Origin of the sequence: Defluviitoga sp. (genome assembly GCF_035349255.1) — a bacterium.
Lineage (GTDB): Bacteria > Thermotogota > Thermotogae > Petrotogales > Petrotogaceae > Defluviitoga.
The window spans coordinates 13,949-35,591 of sequence record NZ_DAOPSE010000006.1; the positions used below are offsets into that span (position 1 = coordinate 13,949).

The following is a 21,643-nucleotide window of genomic DNA, read 5'->3' on the forward strand; positions in this document are numbered from 1 at the left end:
ATGCTATTTACTAGAATCAAGAAATTTATCTAAAAAAAGATGTAAAGAAAAACCTGATAAAAAACTGAAGCAATATAGAATCTTCACAGGTTTTCGCGATTTTATATTGATTAAATAAATTGCAACTGACATACCAATGGCCATGAATATGGAATGCCAAATTCCTCTGTGTTTTGTAAGTGCATTGAACAAAAATCCTAAAAGTAACCCTATTAATATTCCTAAAGATAAAATTATTAAGTTTGACAAGTTATAAGAAAGGGGCAGATAATTTCTATATAAATAGTCATATTCAAACAAATAATAAACGACACCAAAAATCAAAGAGAGTCTAAATAACTTATTAACAAATGAATAATTATGGTCTACATCCGGGAAGTCACTACCTATTACAAATAAAAAATAAGAAATAACAATTTCATAAGAAATGTAATTAACTTCATTGAAAAAAAGAGTATAAAGCCAATTAAATAAGAAGAAAAAGATAGGGAAAACAAGAATACCTGAAAAAATATGAGTTTTGAAATTAGGCATTATTTTTGTTTTCTACCTTTTCAATATCTTTAAAATTTAACACTTCTAGGGGTTGATTTTTTAACCAACATTCAATGATACCGCCATTTTTTAGGTCTTTATAAAATAGAACCTTAGCTTGTTCACATTTTATTGTTTTAGAAACTGTTTTTAATATGGGCCTATTATAATGTTGGAGCTGATGCAAATCCTTAGAAGTGAGTTTGTCGACAATAAGGGTATTAGTTCCAGAAGAAAATAAAAAATCAAAATAATTTGAAATTTTGGAAATATTTATATTTTTAATTTCGTTGTGCGCCCAATTAAATGTACCATATGTTACAAATTCCCCTAAAAAGTTAAACAGCGGAATGCCTTCTAAAGTGTAGTAACTAGATAATCTTTCTAAAGCTTCAGGGGTAACAAAAATAACCTTACCTGTATATAAGATTTTTTCAGCATTTTTAAGTTTATTTAGGTTTTCTAAAGAAATAGGATAAATTAAGTTTATCAAAAAACAGTATCCTCCTTCGTAGTATTTTCTTCGGAAGAACGACCAGCTTTTGAAATAATTTCGTATGTTAAAGTTTTGAGCGAGACTACAAAATCTACATTTTCTACAACTACATCTTCGCTTACATTAAGAGTGACAGGAGTAAAATTTAAAATTCCTTTTATCCCTGCTTCTACAAGCAGATCAGTAACAGTTTGAGCAGCGTTAGAAGAAACAGTTAATATAGCTATTTCAAAATTAGTTTTCTTCATTTCATCTTTTAACTCATTTATGTGTTTAATTACTACTCCTGGCAATAAGACTGAATTAACTTTGCGTTTATCAACATCAAAAGCCGCGACTATTCTAAATTTATTTTTCTCAAGTTCAGGATAATGTGAAATGGCTTTTCCTAAGTTACCAACACCTACTATAGCAATGTTCCAAACTCTCTCGGTACCAAGAATTATGTGTATTTTTGATAATAATTTTTCTACATTATATCCGACCCCTCTTTTCCCAAATTCTCCAAAATAAGATAAATCTTTTCTAACTTGAGAGGCTTTTATGTTTAAAGCTTCTGCAATTTCTTTGGAAGATGTTTTCTCTACTCCCTCTTCTTTTAATTGGGTTAAAAATCTATTATACATCGCAATTCTTTTTATAGTAGGCTTTGGAACTTTTACGTCTTTCATTTTTTTTAGTTTTTCCGCTTGAACTAAGTTATTAAAAAGCAGAAAAACTTTTGCACCTCCTTTTAAATGTTTTAGTTGAATAATCTTACAAATTTTTAAGGCCAAATTATTACATGAAACCTTATTGTACCACTATATTGATGATTTTTCCAGGGACATATATTATATTTCTTATAGTTTTGTTTTTAATATATTTTTTAATTTTTTCATCTTCTAAAATTACCTTTTTAATTTCTTCCTCAGATAGATCTAAATTAATTGTAACCTGAGATCTTAATTTTCCATTTATTTGGACAGCTATAGTCACTTCTTCTACTTCAAGCGCTTTCTTATCCACTGCAGGCCAAAAGGCTTCGCAGATAAGGCTTTGTTTTCCCAGCAAATTCCATAATTCTTCACAGATATGTGGTGCAATCGGAGAAAGCATTAATACAAAATTATCTGCAAATTCCTTTAATAGAAATATATTCCATTCTTTTTCATTTACAGAGTTTATGTAATTATTGAAATCATTCAATAACTCCATTAAAGAACTTACAGCAGTGTTAAATTGGAAGTTACCTTCTATGTCATTTGTTATTTTCTCTATAGTCCTATGTAGCTTTCTCCTTAAGTCTTTTTCAACCTTATTATTTAAAGAATATTTCTTAGTAAATTTTATGTTATTTACCTTTTCAATAATTTTCATATAAGTGTTCCATACTTTATTTAAAAACCTATAAGTACCCTCTATTCCTGAGTCATTCCATTCAGCATCTTTTTCTGGGGGGGCCATAAAAAGTATATAGGTTCTTAAAGCATCTGCTCCATATTTTTCTATCATTTCATCTGGAGAAACAACGTTTCCTTTAGATTTAGACATTTTTGCGCCATTTCTGTAGATCATTCCTTGGGTGAAAAGATTCTCGAATGGTTCATCAAAGTCTAGATAGTTTAAGTCTTTCAATACTTTGGTTATAAATCTAGAATATAGTAGATGCAAAATGGCATGTTCTACTCCACCTATATATTGATCAACAGGTAACCAGTAATTAACGTCACTTTTTTCAAAAGGCTTGTCTGTTAAGTTTGGATTAATATATCTTAAGTAATACCAAGAACTATCAACAAAAGTATCCATTGTGTCTACTTCTCTTCTTGCTTTGCCACCACATTTTGGACATTTTACATATTTGAAATCAGGATGATCAATGAGCGGACTTGTCCCTGTAGGTTTAAATTCAACATCCTTTGGCAACCTTACAGGGAGGTCTTCCTCGGGTACAGGGACTGTGCCACACTTGTCACAATAAATGATAGGAATCGGAGCTCCCCAATATCTTTGCCTTGAAATAAGCCAGTCCCTCAATTTATATTGAACAGCGAAAGCCCCTAGTTTATTACTTTCTAACCATTCACAAATTCTTTTTATGGCTTCTTGATTTTCTAAACCAGTGAATTCGTCGGAGTTAACTAGTATTCCGTCACCTGTATAAGCATTTTCGAGATCATCTTCATTTAAAGAGTCATTTGCATCCTTTGGCTTTATTACGATTCTAATTGGCAAGTTATATTTTTTAGCAAATTCGAAGTCTCTTTGGTCATGAGCAGGTACCGCCATTATGGTACCTGTACCGTATTCGTATAAAATGTAATTTGCAACATATATAGGTATCTTCTCTCCGTTAACAGGATTAACAGCATAACTTCCCGTAAAAACACCTTCTTTAGGAGCATCTTGAGAAGTCCTTTTAAATCTATCTTGAACACTAATCTTTTTTATGAATTCTTCGACTTCTTGTCTGTTTTCTGGAGTAGTTAACTCTTCAACTAACGGAGATTCTGGCGCTAAAGCCATAAATGTAACGCCCCATAGAGTATCCGGCCTTGTAGTAAAAACTTTTAGAGTTTTATCTATACCATGTATTTTGAATTCTACTTCAGCACCTTCACTTTTACCAATCCAATTTTTTTGCATTGTTTTTACGTTTTCAGGCCAACCTGTAAGTGTATCCAAATCGTTTAGAAGTCTTTCTGCATAATCTGTAATTTTAAAATACCATTGTTCTAACCTTCTAATAGTAACCTCTGTTCCACACCTTTCACATCTACCATTAACAACTTGTTCATTGGCCAAAACAGTTTTGCAGTGGGGGCACCAATTAACAGGAGCTTTCTTTTTGTAAGCTAAGCCGTTATAATATAGTTGAAGAAACAGCCATTGTGTCCATTTATAATAATCTTCTTTACAAGTTATTATTTCTCTATCCCAATCATAACTTATTCCTATTTTTTTAATTTGTTTTCTTATAATATCGATATTTTCAAATGTCCAATCTTCTGGATGCAACTTTCCTTTTTCTATAGCTGCATTTTCAGCAGGTAATCCAAACGCATCAAAGCCAAAAGGATGTAAAACATTAAATTGTTTAGTACGTTTATACCTTGCCACAACATCTCCGATAACGTAATTTTTGACGTGTCCTACATGCAGAGAACCAGATGGATATGGAAACATAACTAAGTCATAATATTTTGGTTTAATATCTTTATTAGGTGTTTTAAATATCTTATTCTCTTCCCACAACTTTTGCCACTTTTGTTCTATTTCTTTAGGATCGTAAACTTTGTTTGTAACAGACATTTTTGTTATTTCCTCCATTTTAAGTTTAATCAACATTTTAAGATAGTTATATATCTTAGTAGATATAAAGAATATGCACCTTGTTAATTATACCACATTTATTGTCCGGTAACAGTAGGAATGTAAAGATTTAAATCTTTCATTATGTTGTTAATTTCTTTATTTGGATGTTTTATAAGTCTGTATTGACCAGGTTCTTTTATCAAAAAGTAAGTATTATCTGGGACACCGCTTTTAAAAGATGAATTGTAAGGTACTTGATAAGTATATTGTGTTTCAACAGTCGGACCCTTGAAAAAATAAAATTTATATGGATTTAAACCAGGCTTTAAATTTCCTTGGAAGATGTATTTTCCTTCAGGATTTTTAAAAGATACCCATACTTCGTTGTGACCAATTATATATATTTGTATATATCCAGAATTAGAAGGTTCATCTAAGCTAGTTAAGATTTTATCTAAATCATTCATATTTTTTTCTAAAAAACTTTTTGAGACAATAAATTTTTCTACTATTCCGTTAGGATCATAATAGCTTTGAAGAGTTTCAATTTCCTTTTCAAGATCATTTAATTTTTGTGTTAAGTTAGAATTAAGTCTATTAAATTGACTTTGGAAATTTCTTTTTAGTTCAATAACTCTTATCTCATTCGTTATTGCAATTGTTATAGCTACAAGGACCATTACGACGAGTGTTATCTTGAATTTCATATTAACCCCCCAAAAATTTCTTTTATTTTATCGTATTCATCTTTTTTTTCTTCTAAGATTTTTTTAATTTTCTGAAGAGTGTTATCAACTTTCTTTGTGTTTACATTAGATATATCACTTATTTCCTGATAAGTATATCCCTTCATCCATAATTCGACAATTTCTCTTTCATCATCATGTAATTCTTCCATACCTTTTGCAAAAAAATAGTCCATTAAGAAATCTTGCTTTTCTGAATCAGTGTCTTCAATATAATAATCAGCGTTCTCGCTGAAATAATCATCACTTCTTTCGATACTGATTGCATCAGTTAACACCTTATGCTTATTCCTATTAAGGTAAGTTACGAAAGATTTAACTTCAGAAGAAATGTTCATATAAGCAAAACTAGAAAACTTAGTATTTGCATCGTCTCTAAAATTATAAACTGCTTGAATTAAGCCGACAAAACCTATCTGTAAAAAATCTTCGAATTCTACCCATGTTCCATAGTATTTTGAAACAATAGATTTCACCATAGGCTCAAATTTCTCCAATATAAGTCCTAAAGCTTCTTTGTCACCTACTTGTGACAATTCTATGAGTTCGTTTAAGTGCAAACCTCTAAGCTTATAAATATTTCTACCCATAAAACTCCCTATTTCTAAATAGTATGTGAAGAGATAACTTTAACTTACTTTTATTATACTACATTGTACTTCGTAATGGAAAAAGGGTGAATAATTTCACCCTCAAAATACATTTGCTTCTTTTTTTGGAAATAAACATAAAAGAGAAAAAAATGCAACCTAGATTAATTTAATTGAATTTAATCCTTAATAATCATAATGTATAATGAACTTACCCATCCCCCCGAAACATCATAATTGATATTTCGGCTCATCCATATGAGGACGCGTTGCGTCCTCATATCTTTTTATATCCAACTTCAGTAAAATCTATTTCATTCAGTTTTTTTATATCTCCAGAATTTGGTACTTCATCTATGCTCCACGGTCCAAATTTAACCCTTGACAATTCGATAACTTTATATCCTAAGGATCCCATCATAAGTTTGACTTGTCTCTTTTTTCCTTCGTTTATTGTTATTTGAACTAGAGAGGAATTATCACTTTTTTTAAGTATTTTTACTTTAGCGGGAAGAGTTTTGTATCCATTTTCTAAAATTACCCCATTTTTTAATTTATTTATTTCTTTTTGAGATATAATTCCATTTATTAAAACGTTGTATACTTTGTTTATATTATTCTCCGGCCTTAATAAGAAGTTAGCCAGATTTCCATCATTAGTTAAAAGCAATATGCCACTGGCATCGTAGTCTAATCTACCTACATAAAAAACTTTTTCTTTTATCTTATTTCGTATAAGATCTTCTATTGTTTTTCGTCCAAAATCATCTTTAAATGTGCATAAATAACCTTTTGGTTTATTTAGTAGATAATAAACCTTGTTTTGCTCTATTTTTTGGATATCTGAAACTTTTACAATTTTATTGTTAAATTCAATAACATCAGTGTCTTTTAACTCATACCATGGCTCTTTTATAAGTTGGCCATTAACTTTTACACCATTTCCTATAATATACTCAGATGACTTTCTCCTACTTAGGAACAAAGTCTGAATGGCTTTTTGCAAAGTCACTTTTTTTCATATCCTCCAGTTTCCTTATTGTTTTGTCTGGCAATAAGTCATAAAATTTATCAGTTAGTTTATAATAAGGTTGATTTTTTCTCTTCACCTTTTTAACTAAGCCATGCTCCATCAGTCTTTTTATCTGATAGTAGCTATTCTTTCCTCTTATATTTTCTATTTCTATTAGCCTACTTTCTCCATTCATAAAAAGAATAGTCAAAACATCAAATTGAGTTTCAGTTAATTCAAGTTTTTTAGGATTAGGAAATATCATGGATTTGATTTCTGGTTTGATCTCAAATCTATATTTATTTCCATTTCTTGCTAATTCTACTCCATGTTGGTCTTGAATATAATGTAATTCTATTTCATTTAGATATTGTTTTACATCTTCAGTTTTTATTTTAAGTCGCTTAGATATTTCTTGGAGTGAAATTCCATCGGGTTTAGAAAATATAAGAGCCTCTATCATCCTTATTTCAACATCAATTCTTCTATCTTTCATTTCATTTCTTCCTACTCTCTCTTTACGTAATCATTTTTTAATTTATTTTAATACATTCAAAAAAACCATCTTTATAATCAAATATTTTATGTTGAACAAGCACCAGGGCGGCTAAAAAAAAGACAACAAATCTTAGTTTATTAAATTGTGCGTACTCATAAAGATTATATACATCAAACCGTTCTTTTTCTTGCAATTCTTTGATAGCATCTTCAACGTTATAATCATCTTTTATGATTTCTAACCTTTTTTGATTTGTTATATAATCATCAAAAAATTTAACTAATTGATATCCTACATCTTCATTATCTAGAGTAGCAGTTTTTTTAACTTTGATAGGTTTTCTTTTGTTTTCTCCAAAATCCTCTTTAATTAGGTTTTTTGCTTGTTCTAAAATATCATAGTTTTCAATAGTAGTGTAAATGAAATCTCTCTGCCTTTTGAAATCTCGATCTTTGGATGAATTTGGTAGAACTTCTCGAGATTTTAAAAAGGTTAAATATGAGGCTAGCTCTAGGAATTCTACAACTGAATTTAAATCTTCAAAATTTTTTTCCACATAATCAAGAAATAAATCAGCAATAGCACTAACTGATATCTCTCTGACAGATATCTTCTTTTCTTTTACTAATTCAACTAATTTAGAAAAAGGACCAGAAAATATGTCTAATTCTATGTTTACTTCTTCATAGCTTACCTTAGTTCCCCTCTCTTTTTACCATCTTAGATGCATCGCATCTTTAACTTCTTGCATTGTTTGTTTAGCAACTGTCCTTGCTTTTTCATTACCTTCTAAAGCAATATTTTTAGAATCTGTTGTTGAGATATTTGCTAGTTTATGCCAAATAGGTTCCAATTCTTCTTTCATATTTTTAATAAGTAATTTTTTGCAGTCAACACAACCTATTGAAGCTGTAGTACAGCCATGAATTACCCAATCTTTTTCTTCTTGGGATTTTGTAAAGGCTTTATGATATTCCCACACAGGACAGTTTTCAGGGTTACCTGGATCAGTTCTTCTAACCCTAGCTGGATCTGTCATCATAGGAAGTATTTTTTCATTCAATTCCTTTTCGTTTGTTTCGATGTTTATAATATTTCCATAGCTTTTTGACATTTTTCTTCCATCTGTGCCAGGTAGTTTCTTAACTTGAGAGATTATAGCTTGTGGTTCTGGAAAAACTTCGCGGTATTGCATATTAAATTTTCTAGCAATTTCTCTCGTAAATTCTATATGGTAAATCTGATCTTCACCAACTGGAACTCCATCCCCTTTATACATTAAAATATCTGCAGCTTGAAGTAACGGATAGCCTAAAAATCCTAAGTTTGTTAAGTCTTTATCTGAGATATTATTGATTTGGTCTTTGTAGGTAGGTATTCTTTCCAAGCGAGAAACAGAGGTTATCATACTTAATAACAGATATAGTTCTGCGTGTTCTTTGATAGCAGATTGTACAAAAATCACACTTTTTTTGGGATTAAGTCCAACGGCTAGATAATGTCTAAGAATATCTAAAGTAGATTCTTCAATAACTTCAACGCTATCAAAATGTGAAGTTAATGCGTGCCAATCTGCCACAAAAAAGAAATTAAAAGGTGTTTTTTCCTGAATATCTACCCATTCTTTTAGAGTGACTAAATTGCCAATATGTAGTTTACCAGTAGCTCTCATACCACTAACGATTATCATCTTATGCCTCCATAATTAGAATAATTTGTCATATTTATTGAAATACTCTGATTATTATAAACGTACATTCAAATTATAACACACACTTCATTCATGGTGCTTTGAAATTATATACGGGTTTTATTCTATTTATAATTTCTACAGAATCTTTAATAGCCTCTTCTATTTCTTCAATTGGTTTATATACCATAGGAGATTCGTCTAGTGTTTGATAGCCTATAGATGTAGAATAAATACCTTTCATACTGTTTTTGAATTTTTCTAAATCAAGATCTTTTTTTGCTTGCCTTCTGCTCATGATTCTTCCTGCGCCATGAGGGGCGGAATAGTTCCAGTTAGGATTTCCTTTTCCTATGCAGATTAAACTCCCGTCTCTCATGTTGATAGGTATTATTAACTTCTCTCCTTCTTGGGCGGAAACAGCTCCCTTTCTTAAGATCATGTTTTCTAAATCTATATAATTATGAATGGTTGAAAAATGCTCAACAATTGTTAAATTCATGTTTTGTACTATTATGTTTATAATAGCTTGTCTATTTATTTGAGCATAATGTTGGACTATTTGCATGTCGTGTAAATAATCTTCAAACGGACCATTTTCGAGATAAGCTAAATGTTTTGGAATGCTTATTTTTCCAGTATCTACCTTATTCTTATTCTTTTTTTTCTTTGATTTTTTTGTGAAAATAGGCTGTCCTGTTAACAGTGCATAAGCCAAATTTTGGTAATATTCTGCAACTTCTTTGCCTAAATATCTACTACCCGAATGAACGAGCAAGTATAAGTTACCTTCACTGTCTTTTGCTACTTCTATAAAATGATTACCCCCTCCCAGAGTACCGATGCTTACCAAAGCTCTTTCTAGATCTACATAATCTCTGCATTTTAGATTAAAGATTTTGGTCATCTCCACATAAGGGTGAGGTACTTTTCGAACTTTAAATCCTGAAGGAATTTCTCTTCTAATAACATTATCAAGAGCCTCAAAATTAATATTTTTTTCTTGTATTTTACAAACATCTACACCACAGCCTATATCCACGCCTACTAAATTTGGAACAACTTTATCTTTAATAGTCATAGTAGTCCCTATTACACATCCTACTCCAGTATGGGCATCAGGCATGATTCTAATTTTGCTACCTTTTACAAATTCTTGATTACAAAGTTCTTTGATTTGTTGTATAGCTTCTTCTTCTAAACTTTTAGTGAAAACTACCGCTTCATTAAATTGACCTTTAATTACCATCATATTTTTCATTCCTTACTTTACATTTCATTCATCAAAATAATAACATAAAAGTGTTAAAAAATTTAAAAACAGGTTATAATATTTATGAGTATAGTAAAAAGCATAATTTTTTTTATTTATTAAGTTTTACAGGAAATGGACGATAATAAAGTGGATAGAAAATTTGATATGAACTAATTTGTGTTACTGGTTTTTTAAAATAGAAGGGGATGATAACATGGCGTACAATCCTTATTTAGGGTCTTTTCAAATACCTGGTATAGTATCAGGATTGGACACTGCATCTACTGTTTCGAAATTAATGGAAATAGAAATGCAGCCTTTAAACAGAGCTCAAGAAAAATTTGATACTTTAAACTATCAACAAAAGGTCTGGATGCAAATAGATAAGAAGTTAGAAGAGTTTTATGATTTTCTAATCGAGTTTAAATTGCAAGGAAATTTAATCCCCAAAAAAGCTGTTTCTTCCAATGAAAAGGTATTAACAGCATCTTCTTCAGCCGATGCTGACAACGCAACTTTCTATTTAAAAGTTAACTCTTTAGCTTCGCCTTCAGTGTTAATAGGCGAAGAAATAGATTCTAATATAACTAAGAAATCGACGCTAGGTTCAATTTTAGGAAGCAATGATACTGAAGATATAAAAATTTCAATTAAAAAAGGAACATCTTCTAAAGAGATCTCTCTTTCATCAAGTGATACCATTAATGATTTAATAAAGAAGATAGATGATTCTGGAGCGGGTGTAAGTGCGAAATTTGATGAGGTAAACGGTAAATTTTTTATCATCAGCAATAAAAATGGCCCAGAGGAAATAGAAATAACGGCCGAAGAAGATTCTTTAGGCCAACTGTTATTAACCAACTTGAAATTAAATAATGAAAATATTACTTTGGGCAGTTATGCAGAAGTTGAGTTATCTTTTAATGGTACAACTCCTTCAACAACATATAAAAATTTAACAGAAAATACAATAAATATATTTGGTACAACAATAGAATTAAAGTCTCTCTCGTATGATGAATACGTTAAAGTTTCTGTAGAACAGGATGTCGATAAAAGCGTCGAAGCTGTTAAACAATTTGTGGATAAGTACAACGAAACTATTACTTATATATATGATTTACTTCATGAAAGTAAAGTTACAAATAAAGCGGCAGAGGATATGACTGAAGAAGATTACATGAAGGGGTTATTAACAAGAAACAGGAATTTAGAGAATATTTTTTATAACTTAAGGAATATAGTTTATTCTTCTACTAATGTGGATGGGGAGTTCAGGAGCTTACTAAGTATAGGAATAAGTTCGGGTGACACAGGTAGAAATTATGAAAATACGATGAAAGGACTTTTAAAATTAGATGAGGATAAACTTAGAGAGGCTTTAAGTAAGAATCCAGAGGATGTTTGGAAATTATTTGCTATAAATGACAAAACCAACGGAAAATATGGAGTGGCACAAAATATACAAAACTATGTTTATGAAGTTACCAAGTTCAACGGTTATATTGACAGAATCGCCGGTACAAATGGTACAATTGGAAATCAAATGAGAAGGCTTGCTAAAGATATGACCACTCTTTTAGATAAACTTCAAAGAAAGGAAGCTTACTATTATAATAAGTTTGCAGCGATGGAACAAGCTATTCAAAAACTGACAATTCAAGGTGCTTATATACAAAATGCTTTCTTTAATCAAAAACAATAAGTAAAAGAAAATGGTGCTGTTATCAAACAGCACCATTTTCTATGAACTAAAAATATTTTTTCTATTAACCAACTGATTTTTCTCTTCCTGCGGCGACCTCTGCTTCTTTTTCTGGTTGGGCAATTTCGTAATTAAGATTTGTGTATAAACTTAAACCTGTACCTGCTGGGATTGGTTGACCAACTATGACATTTTCTTTTAAGCCTTTTAACTTGTCAACTCTTCCTTCAATTGCAGCTTCAGTTAATACTTGCACAGTTTGTTGGAATGAGGCTGCAGAAAGCCAACCTTCTCTCTCTAATGAAGCCTTTGTTATTCTTAGCAATCTTCTTTCAAACTTTATAGTATTTTTTGCATTAATTAGATATTTTTTGGGGGTACCAACTATGTGGGTAGTACCGTCCTCTGCTTTTATTTCTTTATATTCTTCGTAAATTTCTATTTCTTTAATACCAGCTTCTATTATATCTTTTATGACTTCTTCAGTTATATTAGTCCCTTGTTCATAAACTTTGCTTTCTTCATCATCGTTTTCTGAAGCAATAATTACCTTTTTAGCTAATTTTTTCCCTAGAACTATTTCTCTATTTTCAGGTACTAGAGCATTTTCATTCAAAATTTCTTCATTAATTTTTATTACTCTATTGTATGGTACCAAGTCTCCTGGCATGTAGTGTGTATCTCCGCCATCGATAACTTCCACTTTGTTTATCATTTGTCTAATTATTATTTCAAAGTGTTTATCATGGATGTCAACGCCTTGCTCAGCGTAGATTTTCTTTATCTCGCTTAACAAATGATTTGATAATTCATCCACACCTAAATCTTTGAGTATCTTTCTTGGCTTTATGTTGCCCGTAGTCAATCTTTGAGCAGGTAATACCTTATCTCCGACTTCAACTGCAGCTTTAGTTTTGTAATCAGCTTCATATATATCTAATTCGCCATCTGGTGTTTCTACAATTATTCTGAGTTTTTTACCTTTTTTGTTTTCTTCGTCTCTTTCTATTGCTTTAACTATCCCTTTCGATTTGGCAAAGATTCCTTCTGGACCTTTGGTTTTCTTCCTCGCTTCAAATAATTCTTCGGCCCTTGGTAAACCCTGAGTGATGTCTTGAGTAGTAGCAATACCACCAGTGTGAAACGTTCTCATGGTCAACTGTGTACCTGGTTCACCAATTGATTGAGCAGCAATAACTCCAACAGCTTCACCAATATTCACTAATCTATAATTTGATAGATCCATACCATAACATTTTGCACATATTCCTTCTTCAGCTTCACAGGTTAAAGGTGATCTTATGAATATTAATGGTCTAACTCTAACTTTTGCAACACCATGTTTTTCAAGTAATTTAGCGGTTTTTATATCAATTCTTTCTTGATATTTAAGTAATGTCGTCGGTCTGCCATCTATATTAACTTTCAAATCTTCTCCAACATGTACAAAATCTACTGATTTATATTCTTTTACATTTAGAGATTTTATCCCATGTAAAAGTAACTCTTTTGTCACAATTTCTGTAACTTCTTCACCTTTTTTAATCAGAACTTTATTGTCTATCACCACATCTTCTAGAGATTCACAATAGATGTTATTTGGAATGTTTTCCATATTCAATTTTCTGTCGACATATATAGGAATTTCTTTGGTATAGTTGGCTAAGAACTTTGCGTCTCCTTCTTTTAACATCAAATCTTTTTCATATTTCTTTCCAGTATCTTTATTAAATATAATTTTTCCGGTTTCAGGATCTAAGACGTCTCTTACTAATATTCTTCCAAATAAGAAATCTGAGAGATTTTCAATTTTTGAACCGTCTGACCAAAGTTCTTTTGCTTCGACGCCTTTATCTGTTCCACAATCTTCCTCTGTTATAGTAATTGATTGAGCAACATCCACAAGTCTTCTAGTTAGATATCCTGCTGTAGATGTTCTCAAAGCAGTATCAGCTGAACCTTTTCTGGATCCATGTGTTGACGTGAAGAATTCGAGTTCTGACAATCCATTTTTGAAGTTTGAGGTAATAGGTACTTCGATGATTTTACCAGACGGATCAGCCATTAAACCTCTCATTCCTGCTAATTGTTTTAATTGATCTATGTTACCTCTAGCTCCAGATTCTATCATCATCCATATTGGATTAAATGGGTATTTTCTAAATGTATTAGCAGTTTCTTCTGTTACTTTGTTCGTAGCATTTTCCCAGATTTGTATGATTTCTTTGTATCTTTCATTGTCGTTGAGATATCCTTCTTCATAGAGAGATTCGATTTCTAGTACACTTTTCTTGGCTTCCTCTATTATTTCTTCTCTTTTTGGAGAGAGGAGTACGTCTCTGATTGATATGGTTAATCCAGATAAAGTAGCATAATGGAAACCAAAATCTTTTATGTCATCTAACAAATCAGCTGTCTTGTCTATACCATATTTTTCAAAGGTAGCAAAAATAAGGTTTTTTAATTCTTTTTTATCCATTTTTTTGGAATAATCAATTAAGTCTTCTTCAACAGCTTCATTGAATATAACTTTTCCTACGGTCGTTTTGACTAAGTTTCCTTTTTTATCTTTGTAACCTATTGGTTCATGTAAGGAAAAATCAGATTTTTTCCATTCTAAATGATCACCTTGTAAGTGTATGTCAGAATCAATTATTTTGAAGTATTCATATGCATAAATAGCTTCCAAATTATCAGAAAAGACATATCTTACAAAGCTATCATTACCCATATCTTGTGGACTTTTAGGCAATTTCGTATTTTCAAATTTGTCATCTTCATGCATGGTTAAATAATAAGTGCCAGCAATTATATCTTTTCCAGGCATGGATATAGGTTTCCCATTTGCTGGAGAAATAATGTTGTATCTAGACAGCATTAAGAATTTAGACTCCGCTTGAGCTATGTTAGAAAGAGGTATGTGTACAGCCATTTGATCTCCGTCAAAATCAGCATTAAACGGTGGACATACTAAAGGATGCAATCTTATAGCATTTCCTTCTATAAGTTTTGGAATAAATGCCTGAATTGAAATTCTATGAAGAGTAGGAGCTCTGTTTAACAAAACCGGATGACCTTTTATAACCTCTTCAAGAACTTCCCAGGCTTCTGGCATTTCTTTTTCTATTATAGTTTTCTTGAACTTTCTTGCGCTTTTACTTGCAGCATTCGAACCTTTAAGTAATTCAGCTAAAACAAAAGGTTTAAATAATTCTAGTGCCATTTTTTTAGGCAAACCACATTCATGGAGTTTTAAATCAGGTCCTACTGCTATTACAGCTCTTCCTGAATAGTCAACTCTTTTACCTAGAAGATTTCTCCTAAACCTTCCTTTTTTGCCTTTCAATAAATCAGTCAATGATCTCAAAGGCCTTCTGTTTCGGTCAGTCATTGGTTTTCCAACACGGCCATTATAAATTAAAGAATCTACAGCTTGCTGTAATATCCTCTTTTCATTTCTAATTATAATTTCAGGGGCATCCATTTCTAGAAGTCTTTTTAATCTATTGTTTCTATTTATAACTTTTCTGTAAAGATCGTTTAAATCCGTAGCCGCAAATCTTCCACCTTCTATTTGAATCAAAGGCCTTAAATCAGGTGGAATAATAGGAATTAAACTAGTTATTAACCATTCGGGTTTGTTTCCAGAATTGATAAAGTCATTCACAAGTTTCAATCTTCTTAGAATTTTTAAGGCCTTTTGACTTTTTTTATCTAATTTTTCTAATTCAGATTCTAATTTAGCCTTCAACAATTCAAGATCTAACTTTTTTAGTAATTTTTGAACAGCTTCCGCTCCGTATCCAGCTTCGAATTTTTCATATTTGTTTATCTGATAAATTCGTTCGTTGTCTTCTTCATCTTTTGCTAAAACATCTTTTACACCGAATTCTAATAATTGATTGAGTACATCCTGTGTGATTTTTAGACCTTTTGCAAATTTTTTCTCAGGGAAAGTTATATCTTCTGTTAAGGTTTTATTTATTACTCTTTCTCTTTCCTCTTTTATTTTTGAGTTTAATATCTTCATTACTTCTTCATAAGCTCTTGCTTCATCTTCTAGTAGTATATCTCCTGTTTTTTTACCAATTCTTTTTGAAAACCTTTTATCTATATCAGTTATAACTACAATAGGAGTATCCCTCTCTATGTCTCTTTCAACTTCTATAGATCCGGGATAATGCTCCATGAACAAGGAATATTCTTTTTGAGTCAGATAGTCATCTTCATATAAGAATCTATCCGCTAAAGGGGTACCTTTCTCTACATGTTGTCCCTGTTCAACCATGATCGAAGCACCTTCAAAAATAGGGTATCTTCTTTCAATACCTGTTTCATCTCGAATTATTATCCAACTTAATTCTCTGTCAGTTTCTGTTAATTCGGTTTTTATATCAACTTTTCCACTTATATCGGCTACAGGTAATCCTTTTACTGAAGAAGTTTTAACTGCAGGTTCTACATGCAAATTTAGGTATTGAGAATAAATTTCAAATTCTTTTTGATATAATATTTCTCCAGGGAAATACCCTAAAGCATCATTTTGTGAACTTGCTAAAATAAGATAAGCCCTTTCAACCACTCTTTTTGACCCGTAATATATAATGTTTTCTAGGTCTTTAACACTAATATTTAAAAGTATAGAAAGCACAGATGGAGAAGACTTAAGATACCAAATGTGCGAAACGGGGGTAGCTAACGCCAAGTGCCCCATTTTCCTCCTTCTTGCCTCTTTGGATTCTACCTTAACTCCACACCTTTCACAGACTGTACCTTCATATTTTTTCCCTTTATATTTTCCACAAGCGCACTCGTAATCTTTCGTAGGGCCAAAAATCTTCTCACAAAACAAACCATCTTTTTCGGGTTTTCCCGTTCTATGATTTAAGGTTTCAGGTTTTATGACCTCGCCGTTAGAATTTGCTAAAATAGTTTCTGGAGAAGCAACCCCAATTTTTATTTTCGCTATTTTTCTTTGAAAAGAAGAAACGTTCGCCATTAAAATTTCACTCCTTGAGGATTAATTTTCTCTGCTTTGTGGAGCATGAAATTAACCAAATCCTACAATTAATAACTTATTCTAAATTTTATCTATGTCTAATTCATTACCTTCTTCATCGTATATCCTAATATCAAGCAATAAACCTTGTAATTCTTTCACTAAAACTTTAAAGCTTTCTGGTATTCCAGGTTCGGGTAAGTTTTCACCTTTTAAAATCGCTTTGTACACTTCATTTCTTCCTCTAATATCATCAGACTTGTAAGTTAGCATTTCATTGAGTGTATGCGCTGCTCCATGTGCTTCTAAGGCCCAAACCTCCATCTCACCGAACCTTTGACCTCCAAAATGAGCTTTACCACCTAGAGGTTGTTGATGAATTAACGAATATGGTCCTGTTGAGCGAGCATGAATCTTATCCTTTGCGATATGAGAAAGCTTGAGTATATACATAGAACCAACTGCTACGGGAAAATTAAAAGGTTCGCCAGTTCTACCATCTCTTAAAACTATCTTTCCAGTAGGATAGTTATCATCTTCCCCTAGATCAAGACCCTCTTTCTTTCTTATTTTATGCAGTTCATCCATTATTTCATCTTCTGTAGCTCCATCAAAAATTGGAGATGCATAATAATCATTAGTTAGCATGGAAAGCCAACCTAAATGTAATTCTAAAATTTGTCCTATATTCATACGAGATGGAACCCCTAAAGGAGACAAGAGCATTTGCAAGGGTGTACCATCAGGCATGAAAGGCATATCCTCTTTATTTAAAATAGTAGAGATTACCCCTTTATTTCCATGTCTACCTGCTAATTTATCTCCCGCTTCAAGAGTTTTCTTGGTAGCTATAAAGACTTTAACATATTTATTTACGCCAATTTCCAAAGAAGGTATATCTTTTCGATCAAAAACTTGAACATCTATTACTCTACCTTCAACTCCATGAGGTAACGTTAAGGAAGTATCTTTTACATCTCTTCCTTTATCTCCAAAAACTGATTTAATAAGTTTTTCTTCTGGAGAAGTGTCAGATTCTCCTCTTGGGGTTACTTTACCAACTAAAATGTCCCCAGACGAAACATAGGATCCTATTTTAACGATTCCTTCTTCATCTAAATTTCTTAATAGATCTTTTTTAACATTAGGGATATCAGCAGTAATTTCTTCTGGTCCTAATTGGGTATCCATGGCTTTAGTTTCGTACACTTCAATATGAATAGACGTAAAAGTATCGTTTTCTAATAGTTCTTCACTTACTACAATCGCGTCTTCGAAATTATACCCTTCCCAAGATATGAATCCCACTAAAACGTTCTTTCCCAAAGCAAGTTCTCCCATATCCATAGATGGGCCATCCGCAAGAGGATCTCCTTTTTCTACGATTTCTCCAACGTCTACTAAAGGCATTTGATTTATGCACATATCTTGGTTAGACCTGACATATTTCATTAAAATGTATTCATCTTTTACAGTATTTCCCTCTGAATCTATTATAGGTTCATCTTTGTCATTTAGCCTAGTAATAACTATTTTCCTACCATCTACATAATCAACAAATCCCCGGTGTTCAGCAAGGATTAAATATCCAGAATCTCTTGCAGCTAACCATTCTACTCCTGTACCAACAAAAGGAGCTTCTGTTTTTAATAATGGTACCGCTTGTCTTTGCATATTAGACCCCATAAGAGCTCTGTTAGCATCGTCATGTTCTAAAAAAGGGATCAAAGCAGCTGACACAGAAGCTATTTGCTTAGGAGTAACTGAAATATATTCTATTTCATCTCTATGGAAGAGCGATACTTTACCTAAATATCTTGCTTCAACGTATTCCGTAGTGATAACTCCATTTTTATTAACTTCAACAGATGCAGGAGCGATTTTGTGAAGCTCTTCTTCATCTGCAGTTAAATATGTCACTTCTTTATATTCAATTTTTCCTTTTTTTACCTTGTAGTAAGGTGTAGTTAGAAATCCATACTCATCAACTTTTGCTAAAATTGCTAAAGAGGTTATAAGTCCAATATTAGCTCCTTCGGGTGTTTCTATTGGACACATCCTGCCATAGTGTGAGTGATGTACATCTCTAACTTCAAATTTAGCATGTTCTCTCTTTAAGCCACCAGGTCCAATGGCAGATAATCTTCTTTTATGAGTTAATTCGGCAAGAGGATTGACTTGATCTAAAAACTGTGATAATTGACTAGTAGCAAAAAATTGATGAAATGCGGTCATTATGGCTCGAGAATTTATTAATGATTGAGGGTTTATTTTGTTTATAGATTGTGCAACTGCAACCTTTTCGGGAATGTGTTGAACAATTTTCGAAAAGGCTCTTTCAAACTCAACTTTCATTAGTTCACCTACAGAGCGAACCCTTTTGTTACCCAGATGATCTCTTGTATCTAAACCTTCAGGTTTTTCAGGTAACTTTAATAAATAACGGGTGGATAATATAATGTCTAGTTTCTCAACAGCATTAGAGTTGAAAGGATATTTTATCTTTTCTTCCATTTCAGGTGGAATATCTTTGTTTTCAACTTCTCTTAGGTATTCAATATATGCGCCTCGTAATTTGGTTTGAACTTTTTGCCTACCAATATTGGAGAAATCAAATTTTGAAGGATTAAAATACATATCTTCTATTTCTTCTTTAGCTTTTTGAGGTCTAGGAATTTCGTTAGGTTTCAGTTTTGAATAGATCTCCTTATATGCATCTAATGGAGTTAAAACCCCATCTTTTTCATATCTCTTTTTCATCCTATCCAAAGTTACTTGTGCAACTCTGTTACATACAGTAATAGTTTCCACTTCATTTTCTTTTAAAATATCAATTATTTCAGAAAGTTTCATCCCCATTGTAGATCTTCTAGGAGGTTCCAACTTTTCAAGTTCTTCAAATTTTAAGTCAGATAAAACAGTACATTCACTATGAAAAGAAACTTCAATATCATCTTCAAGATTAATAGTTTCAGGAAATAATTTTAGAATATCCAAATCACTTTCGTAACCTAAAGCTCTTAGGAATAGAAAAAGATTAAATTTTCTTTTTCTATCGATTCTAATTTGAAGAATTTCTTTACTAGGATTATACAGGATCTCTAACCAAGCGCCTTTATCAGGCAAAAAATGAGCTGTATACATTTCTTTGCTGGTATCAGTTTCTTCTTCTTTTATAAAATAAATTCCAGGCGATCGGACAAGTTGGTTTACTATAACCCTTTCTGCACCGTTAACTATAAAGATACCTCTATCGGTCATATATGGGACATTACATAAGAATACATCATCTTTTTCGATGATTTCGCCAGTGGAAGTATCTGTTATTCTAACACTTAAATAGACTTTTGCTGCATAAGTTAAACCCTTATCGCGGCATTCATCTTCAGTTAAAACGGGCTTTTCATATCTCGTATCAAAAAAATCAACTAAGATATCTTTGTTTTTTTTACCAGTAGATTTTACAGATACTTGAATGGGCATGTGACTTTTGATACTTTCCAGCAATTTATGATTTAGAAAGTCATTGAAAGAATCTTTTTGTATTTTGACTAAATCTTCGTACAAATTTACATTTTCTGGGACTTTTCCAAAGAATTTCCTATACCTCTTACCTACTTTTCTAGTGATAGTGTTCAAAAACAATCACCTCAGCATACGAAAAATATATCTTTACAAAACCAAAACTAAACAGCAAAATTCGCATCAGACAAAAAGTCCAATGCGAACTCAATTATATCTTTTTTTCTTGAAAATTGTGTTAAAATATTAGTTCAATTATTTAATTTCGACTTCAGCTCCGGCCTCTACTAATTTCTTTTTGATTTCTTCTGCTTCTTCTTTAGTTACACCTTCCTTTATTTTCGCTTCAGGTGTACCGGCTTTTTCTACTAAATCTTTTGCTTCTTTTAGTCCCAATCCTGTTATTTCTCTTACTACCTTTATTACGCCGATTTTCTGTTCTCCAAAGCTTTTTAAGACTACGTCAAAAGATGTTTTTTCTTCTTCTTCTGGTTGGCCAGCTGCTACGCTAGGAACAGCTGCAGCCATTATAGGAGCCGCTGCAGAAACTCCAAATTCTTCTTCTAAAGCTTTGACTAATTCAGCGAGTTCAGCTACTGTCATTTTTTTAATTTCGTTGATAAATTCTTCTTTTGTCATCTACCATGCACCTCCAAATTTACTTATTTTCTTTTATAGCGTTTAAAACATAAACAAGGTTTCTTATATTGCCCGCTAAGGCATTAACTAAACCAAATATTGGATAATTTATACTTCTAACAACCATAGCATACAACTCCTGTTTTGAAGGAAGTTTTGCGTATTCGCTAGCCTTTTCTGAATCTATTATTTGCCTTTCTAAGATTCCACCTTTGATAAAAGGGATTCCTTTGTTAGAATCAGAGAATTTTTTAACAAATTTTAAAACTTCTATGGGATCCACATTTTTAGCATATAATATACCTGTAGGGCCTTTCAAAAAATCTTCAAAATCTTCTTCAGATTTATCTGCTAATTTAATAGCAGTTTTTAGTAAGGAATTTCTATATACTTTATATACAACATTTTCTTCAAAATTGTTGTATAGTTCCATTCTAAATTGATGGGATAAAGGAACATTCATACCAGTAAAATCAATAAAGAGAATTAAATTAGCGTTTTCTAGCGCATCAATGAAATCTTGAATTAATCCTTTTTTTAGTTCTTTAGTTAACAAAAGAACACCTCCTCATAAAAAAAGCGGCACAAGGCCGCGGATTCTAAAAGAAATAAATTTTTAAATTTCTTCCATTTATTTCTTTACTTTTCCACGTACCTCT

The 21,643-nt window shown here is 31.7% G+C and carries 16 protein-coding genes; 1 reads left to right on the forward strand and 15 read right to left on the reverse strand.

The window, feature by feature from the left end; genetic code table 11:
- Positions 1-3 precede the first annotated feature (3 nt).
- From PKN74_RS02820 to PKN74_RS02870, 11 genes are all read right to left on the reverse strand, one after another.
- Positions 4-534: a metal-dependent hydrolase gene (locus PKN74_RS02820; protein WP_472308392.1), complete on the reverse strand. Its 531-nt coding sequence runs from the start codon at positions 532-534 to the stop codon at positions 4-6.
- The gene (locus tag PKN74_RS02825) at positions 527-1,027 is read right to left on the reverse strand and encodes a hypothetical protein (RefSeq protein WP_472308394.1); all 501 of its coding nucleotides are present in this window, start codon (positions 1,025-1,027) and stop codon (positions 527-529) included. Before PKN74_RS02825 ends, PKN74_RS02820 begins: the two co-directional genes overlap by 8 nt.
- On the reverse strand, positions 1,024-1,701 hold the full coding sequence (locus PKN74_RS02830) for a redox-sensing transcriptional repressor Rex (protein WP_472308396.1): 678 nt from the start codon (positions 1,699-1,701) through the stop codon (positions 1,024-1,026). Before PKN74_RS02830 ends, PKN74_RS02825 begins: the two co-directional genes overlap by 4 nt.
- Positions 1,702-1,822: 121 nt before the next feature.
- Positions 1,823-4,324 (reverse strand): leucine--tRNA ligase, encoded by a 2,502-nt coding sequence (gene leuS / locus PKN74_RS02835; RefSeq protein ID WP_472308398.1) that lies wholly within the window; start codon positions 4,322-4,324, stop codon positions 1,823-1,825.
- Positions 4,325-4,422: 98 nt separating this feature from the next.
- Positions 4,423-5,034, reverse strand: a complete 612-nt coding sequence (locus tag PKN74_RS02840) for a hypothetical protein (protein WP_472308400.1) — start codon at positions 5,032-5,034, stop codon at positions 4,423-4,425.
- A complete protein-coding gene (locus PKN74_RS02845) occupies positions 5,031-5,663 on the reverse strand; it encodes a sigma-70 family RNA polymerase sigma factor (protein ID WP_472308402.1) in 633 nt (210 codons plus the stop codon). Before PKN74_RS02845 ends, PKN74_RS02840 begins: the two co-directional genes overlap by 4 nt.
- A 277-nt stretch (positions 5,664-5,940) precedes the next feature.
- Positions 5,941-6,675, reverse strand: a complete 735-nt coding sequence (locus PKN74_RS02850; RefSeq protein ID WP_472308404.1) for a pseudouridine synthase — start codon at positions 6,673-6,675, stop codon at positions 5,941-5,943.
- Entirely contained in the window at positions 6,635-7,171 is a 537-nt protein-coding gene (scpB, locus tag PKN74_RS02855) for an SMC-Scp complex subunit ScpB (RefSeq protein ID WP_472308406.1), read from the reverse strand. The genes PKN74_RS02850 and scpB overlap by 41 nt, the downstream gene beginning before the upstream one ends.
- A 37-nt stretch (positions 7,172-7,208) precedes the next feature.
- On the reverse strand, positions 7,209-7,730 hold the full coding sequence (locus PKN74_RS02860) for a hypothetical protein (protein WP_472308408.1): 522 nt from the start codon (positions 7,728-7,730) through the stop codon (positions 7,209-7,211).
- Between the two features lie 156 nt (positions 7,731-7,886).
- Positions 7,887-8,864 carry a tryptophan--tRNA ligase gene (gene trpS, locus PKN74_RS02865; protein ID WP_472308410.1) on the reverse strand — a complete coding sequence of 326 codons (978 nt, stop codon included), beginning with the start codon at positions 8,862-8,864 and terminating at the stop codon, positions 7,887-7,889.
- 91 nt (positions 8,865-8,955) lie between these two features.
- On the reverse strand, positions 8,956-10,116 hold the full coding sequence (locus PKN74_RS02870) for an RtcB family protein (protein ID WP_472308412.1): 1,161 nt from the start codon (positions 10,114-10,116) through the stop codon (positions 8,956-8,958).
- Positions 10,117-10,333: 217 nt separating this feature from the next.
- Between PKN74_RS02870 and fliD the strand changes: the two genes are divergently transcribed.
- A complete protein-coding gene (gene fliD / locus PKN74_RS02875; RefSeq protein ID WP_472308414.1) occupies positions 10,334-11,824 on the forward strand; it encodes a flagellar filament capping protein FliD in 1,491 nt (496 codons plus the stop codon).
- Positions 11,825-11,888: 64 nt separating this feature from the next.
- Here the strand turns inward: fliD and PKN74_RS02880 are convergent, their stop codons facing one another.
- The 4 genes from PKN74_RS02880 to rplJ form a co-directional block, all read right to left on the reverse strand.
- Positions 11,889-16,823 carry a DNA-directed RNA polymerase subunit beta' gene (locus PKN74_RS02880; RefSeq protein ID WP_472308416.1) on the reverse strand — a complete coding sequence of 1,645 codons (4,935 nt, stop codon included), beginning with the start codon at positions 16,821-16,823 and terminating at the stop codon, positions 11,889-11,891.
- Between the two features lie 81 nt (positions 16,824-16,904).
- Positions 16,905-20,462: a DNA-directed RNA polymerase subunit beta gene (rpoB, locus tag PKN74_RS02885; protein ID WP_472308418.1), complete on the reverse strand. Its 3,558-nt coding sequence runs from the start codon at positions 20,460-20,462 to the stop codon at positions 16,905-16,907.
- Positions 20,463-20,600: 138 nt separating this feature from the next.
- Positions 20,601-20,984: a 50S ribosomal protein L7/L12 gene (gene rplL, locus PKN74_RS02890; RefSeq protein ID WP_472308420.1), complete on the reverse strand. Its 384-nt coding sequence runs from the start codon at positions 20,982-20,984 to the stop codon at positions 20,601-20,603.
- A gap of 19 nt (positions 20,985-21,003) precedes the next feature.
- On the reverse strand, positions 21,004-21,540 hold the full coding sequence (rplJ, locus tag PKN74_RS02895) for a 50S ribosomal protein L10 (protein ID WP_472308422.1): 537 nt from the start codon (positions 21,538-21,540) through the stop codon (positions 21,004-21,006).
- Between the last annotated feature and the right edge of the window lie 103 nt (positions 21,541-21,643).

What these genes read in the sequence shown, in the direction of transcription:
- PKN74_RS02820 (WP_472308392.1), bottom strand. Translation starts at nt 534, where the DNA reads ATGCCTAATTTCAAAACTCATATTTTTTCAGGTATTCTTGTTTTCCCT.
- PKN74_RS02830 (WP_472308396.1), bottom strand. Translation starts at nt 1,701, where the DNA reads ATGAAAGACGTAAAAGTTCCAAAGCCTACTATAAAAAGAATTGCGATG.
- leuS (WP_472308398.1), bottom strand. Translation starts at nt 4,324, where the DNA reads ATGTCTGTTACAAACAAAGTTTACGATCCTAAAGAAATAGAACAAAAG.
- PKN74_RS02840 (WP_472308400.1), bottom strand. Translation starts at nt 5,034, where the DNA reads ATGAAATTCAAGATAACACTCGTCGTAATGGTCCTTGTAGCTATAACA.
- PKN74_RS02845 (WP_472308402.1), bottom strand. Translation starts at nt 5,663, where the DNA reads ATGGGTAGAAATATTTATAAGCTTAGAGGTTTGCACTTAAACGAACTC.
- scpB (WP_472308406.1), bottom strand. Translation starts at nt 7,171, where the DNA reads ATGAAAGATAGAAGAATTGATGTTGAAATAAGGATGATAGAGGCTCTT.
- trpS (WP_472308410.1), bottom strand. Translation starts at nt 8,864, where the DNA reads ATGATAATCGTTAGTGGTATGAGAGCTACTGGTAAACTACATATTGGC.
- PKN74_RS02870 (WP_472308412.1), bottom strand. Translation starts at nt 10,116, where the DNA reads ATGATGGTAATTAAAGGTCAATTTAATGAAGCGGTAGTTTTCACTAAA.
- fliD (WP_472308414.1), top strand. Translation starts at nt 10,334, where the DNA reads ATGGCGTACAATCCTTATTTAGGGTCTTTTCAAATACCTGGTATAGTA.
- PKN74_RS02880 (WP_472308416.1), bottom strand. Translation starts at nt 16,823, where the DNA reads ATGGCGAACGTTTCTTCTTTTCAAAGAAAAATAGCGAAAATAAAAATT.
- rplL (WP_472308420.1), bottom strand. Translation starts at nt 20,984, where the DNA reads ATGACAAAAGAAGAATTTATCAACGAAATTAAAAAAATGACAGTAGCT.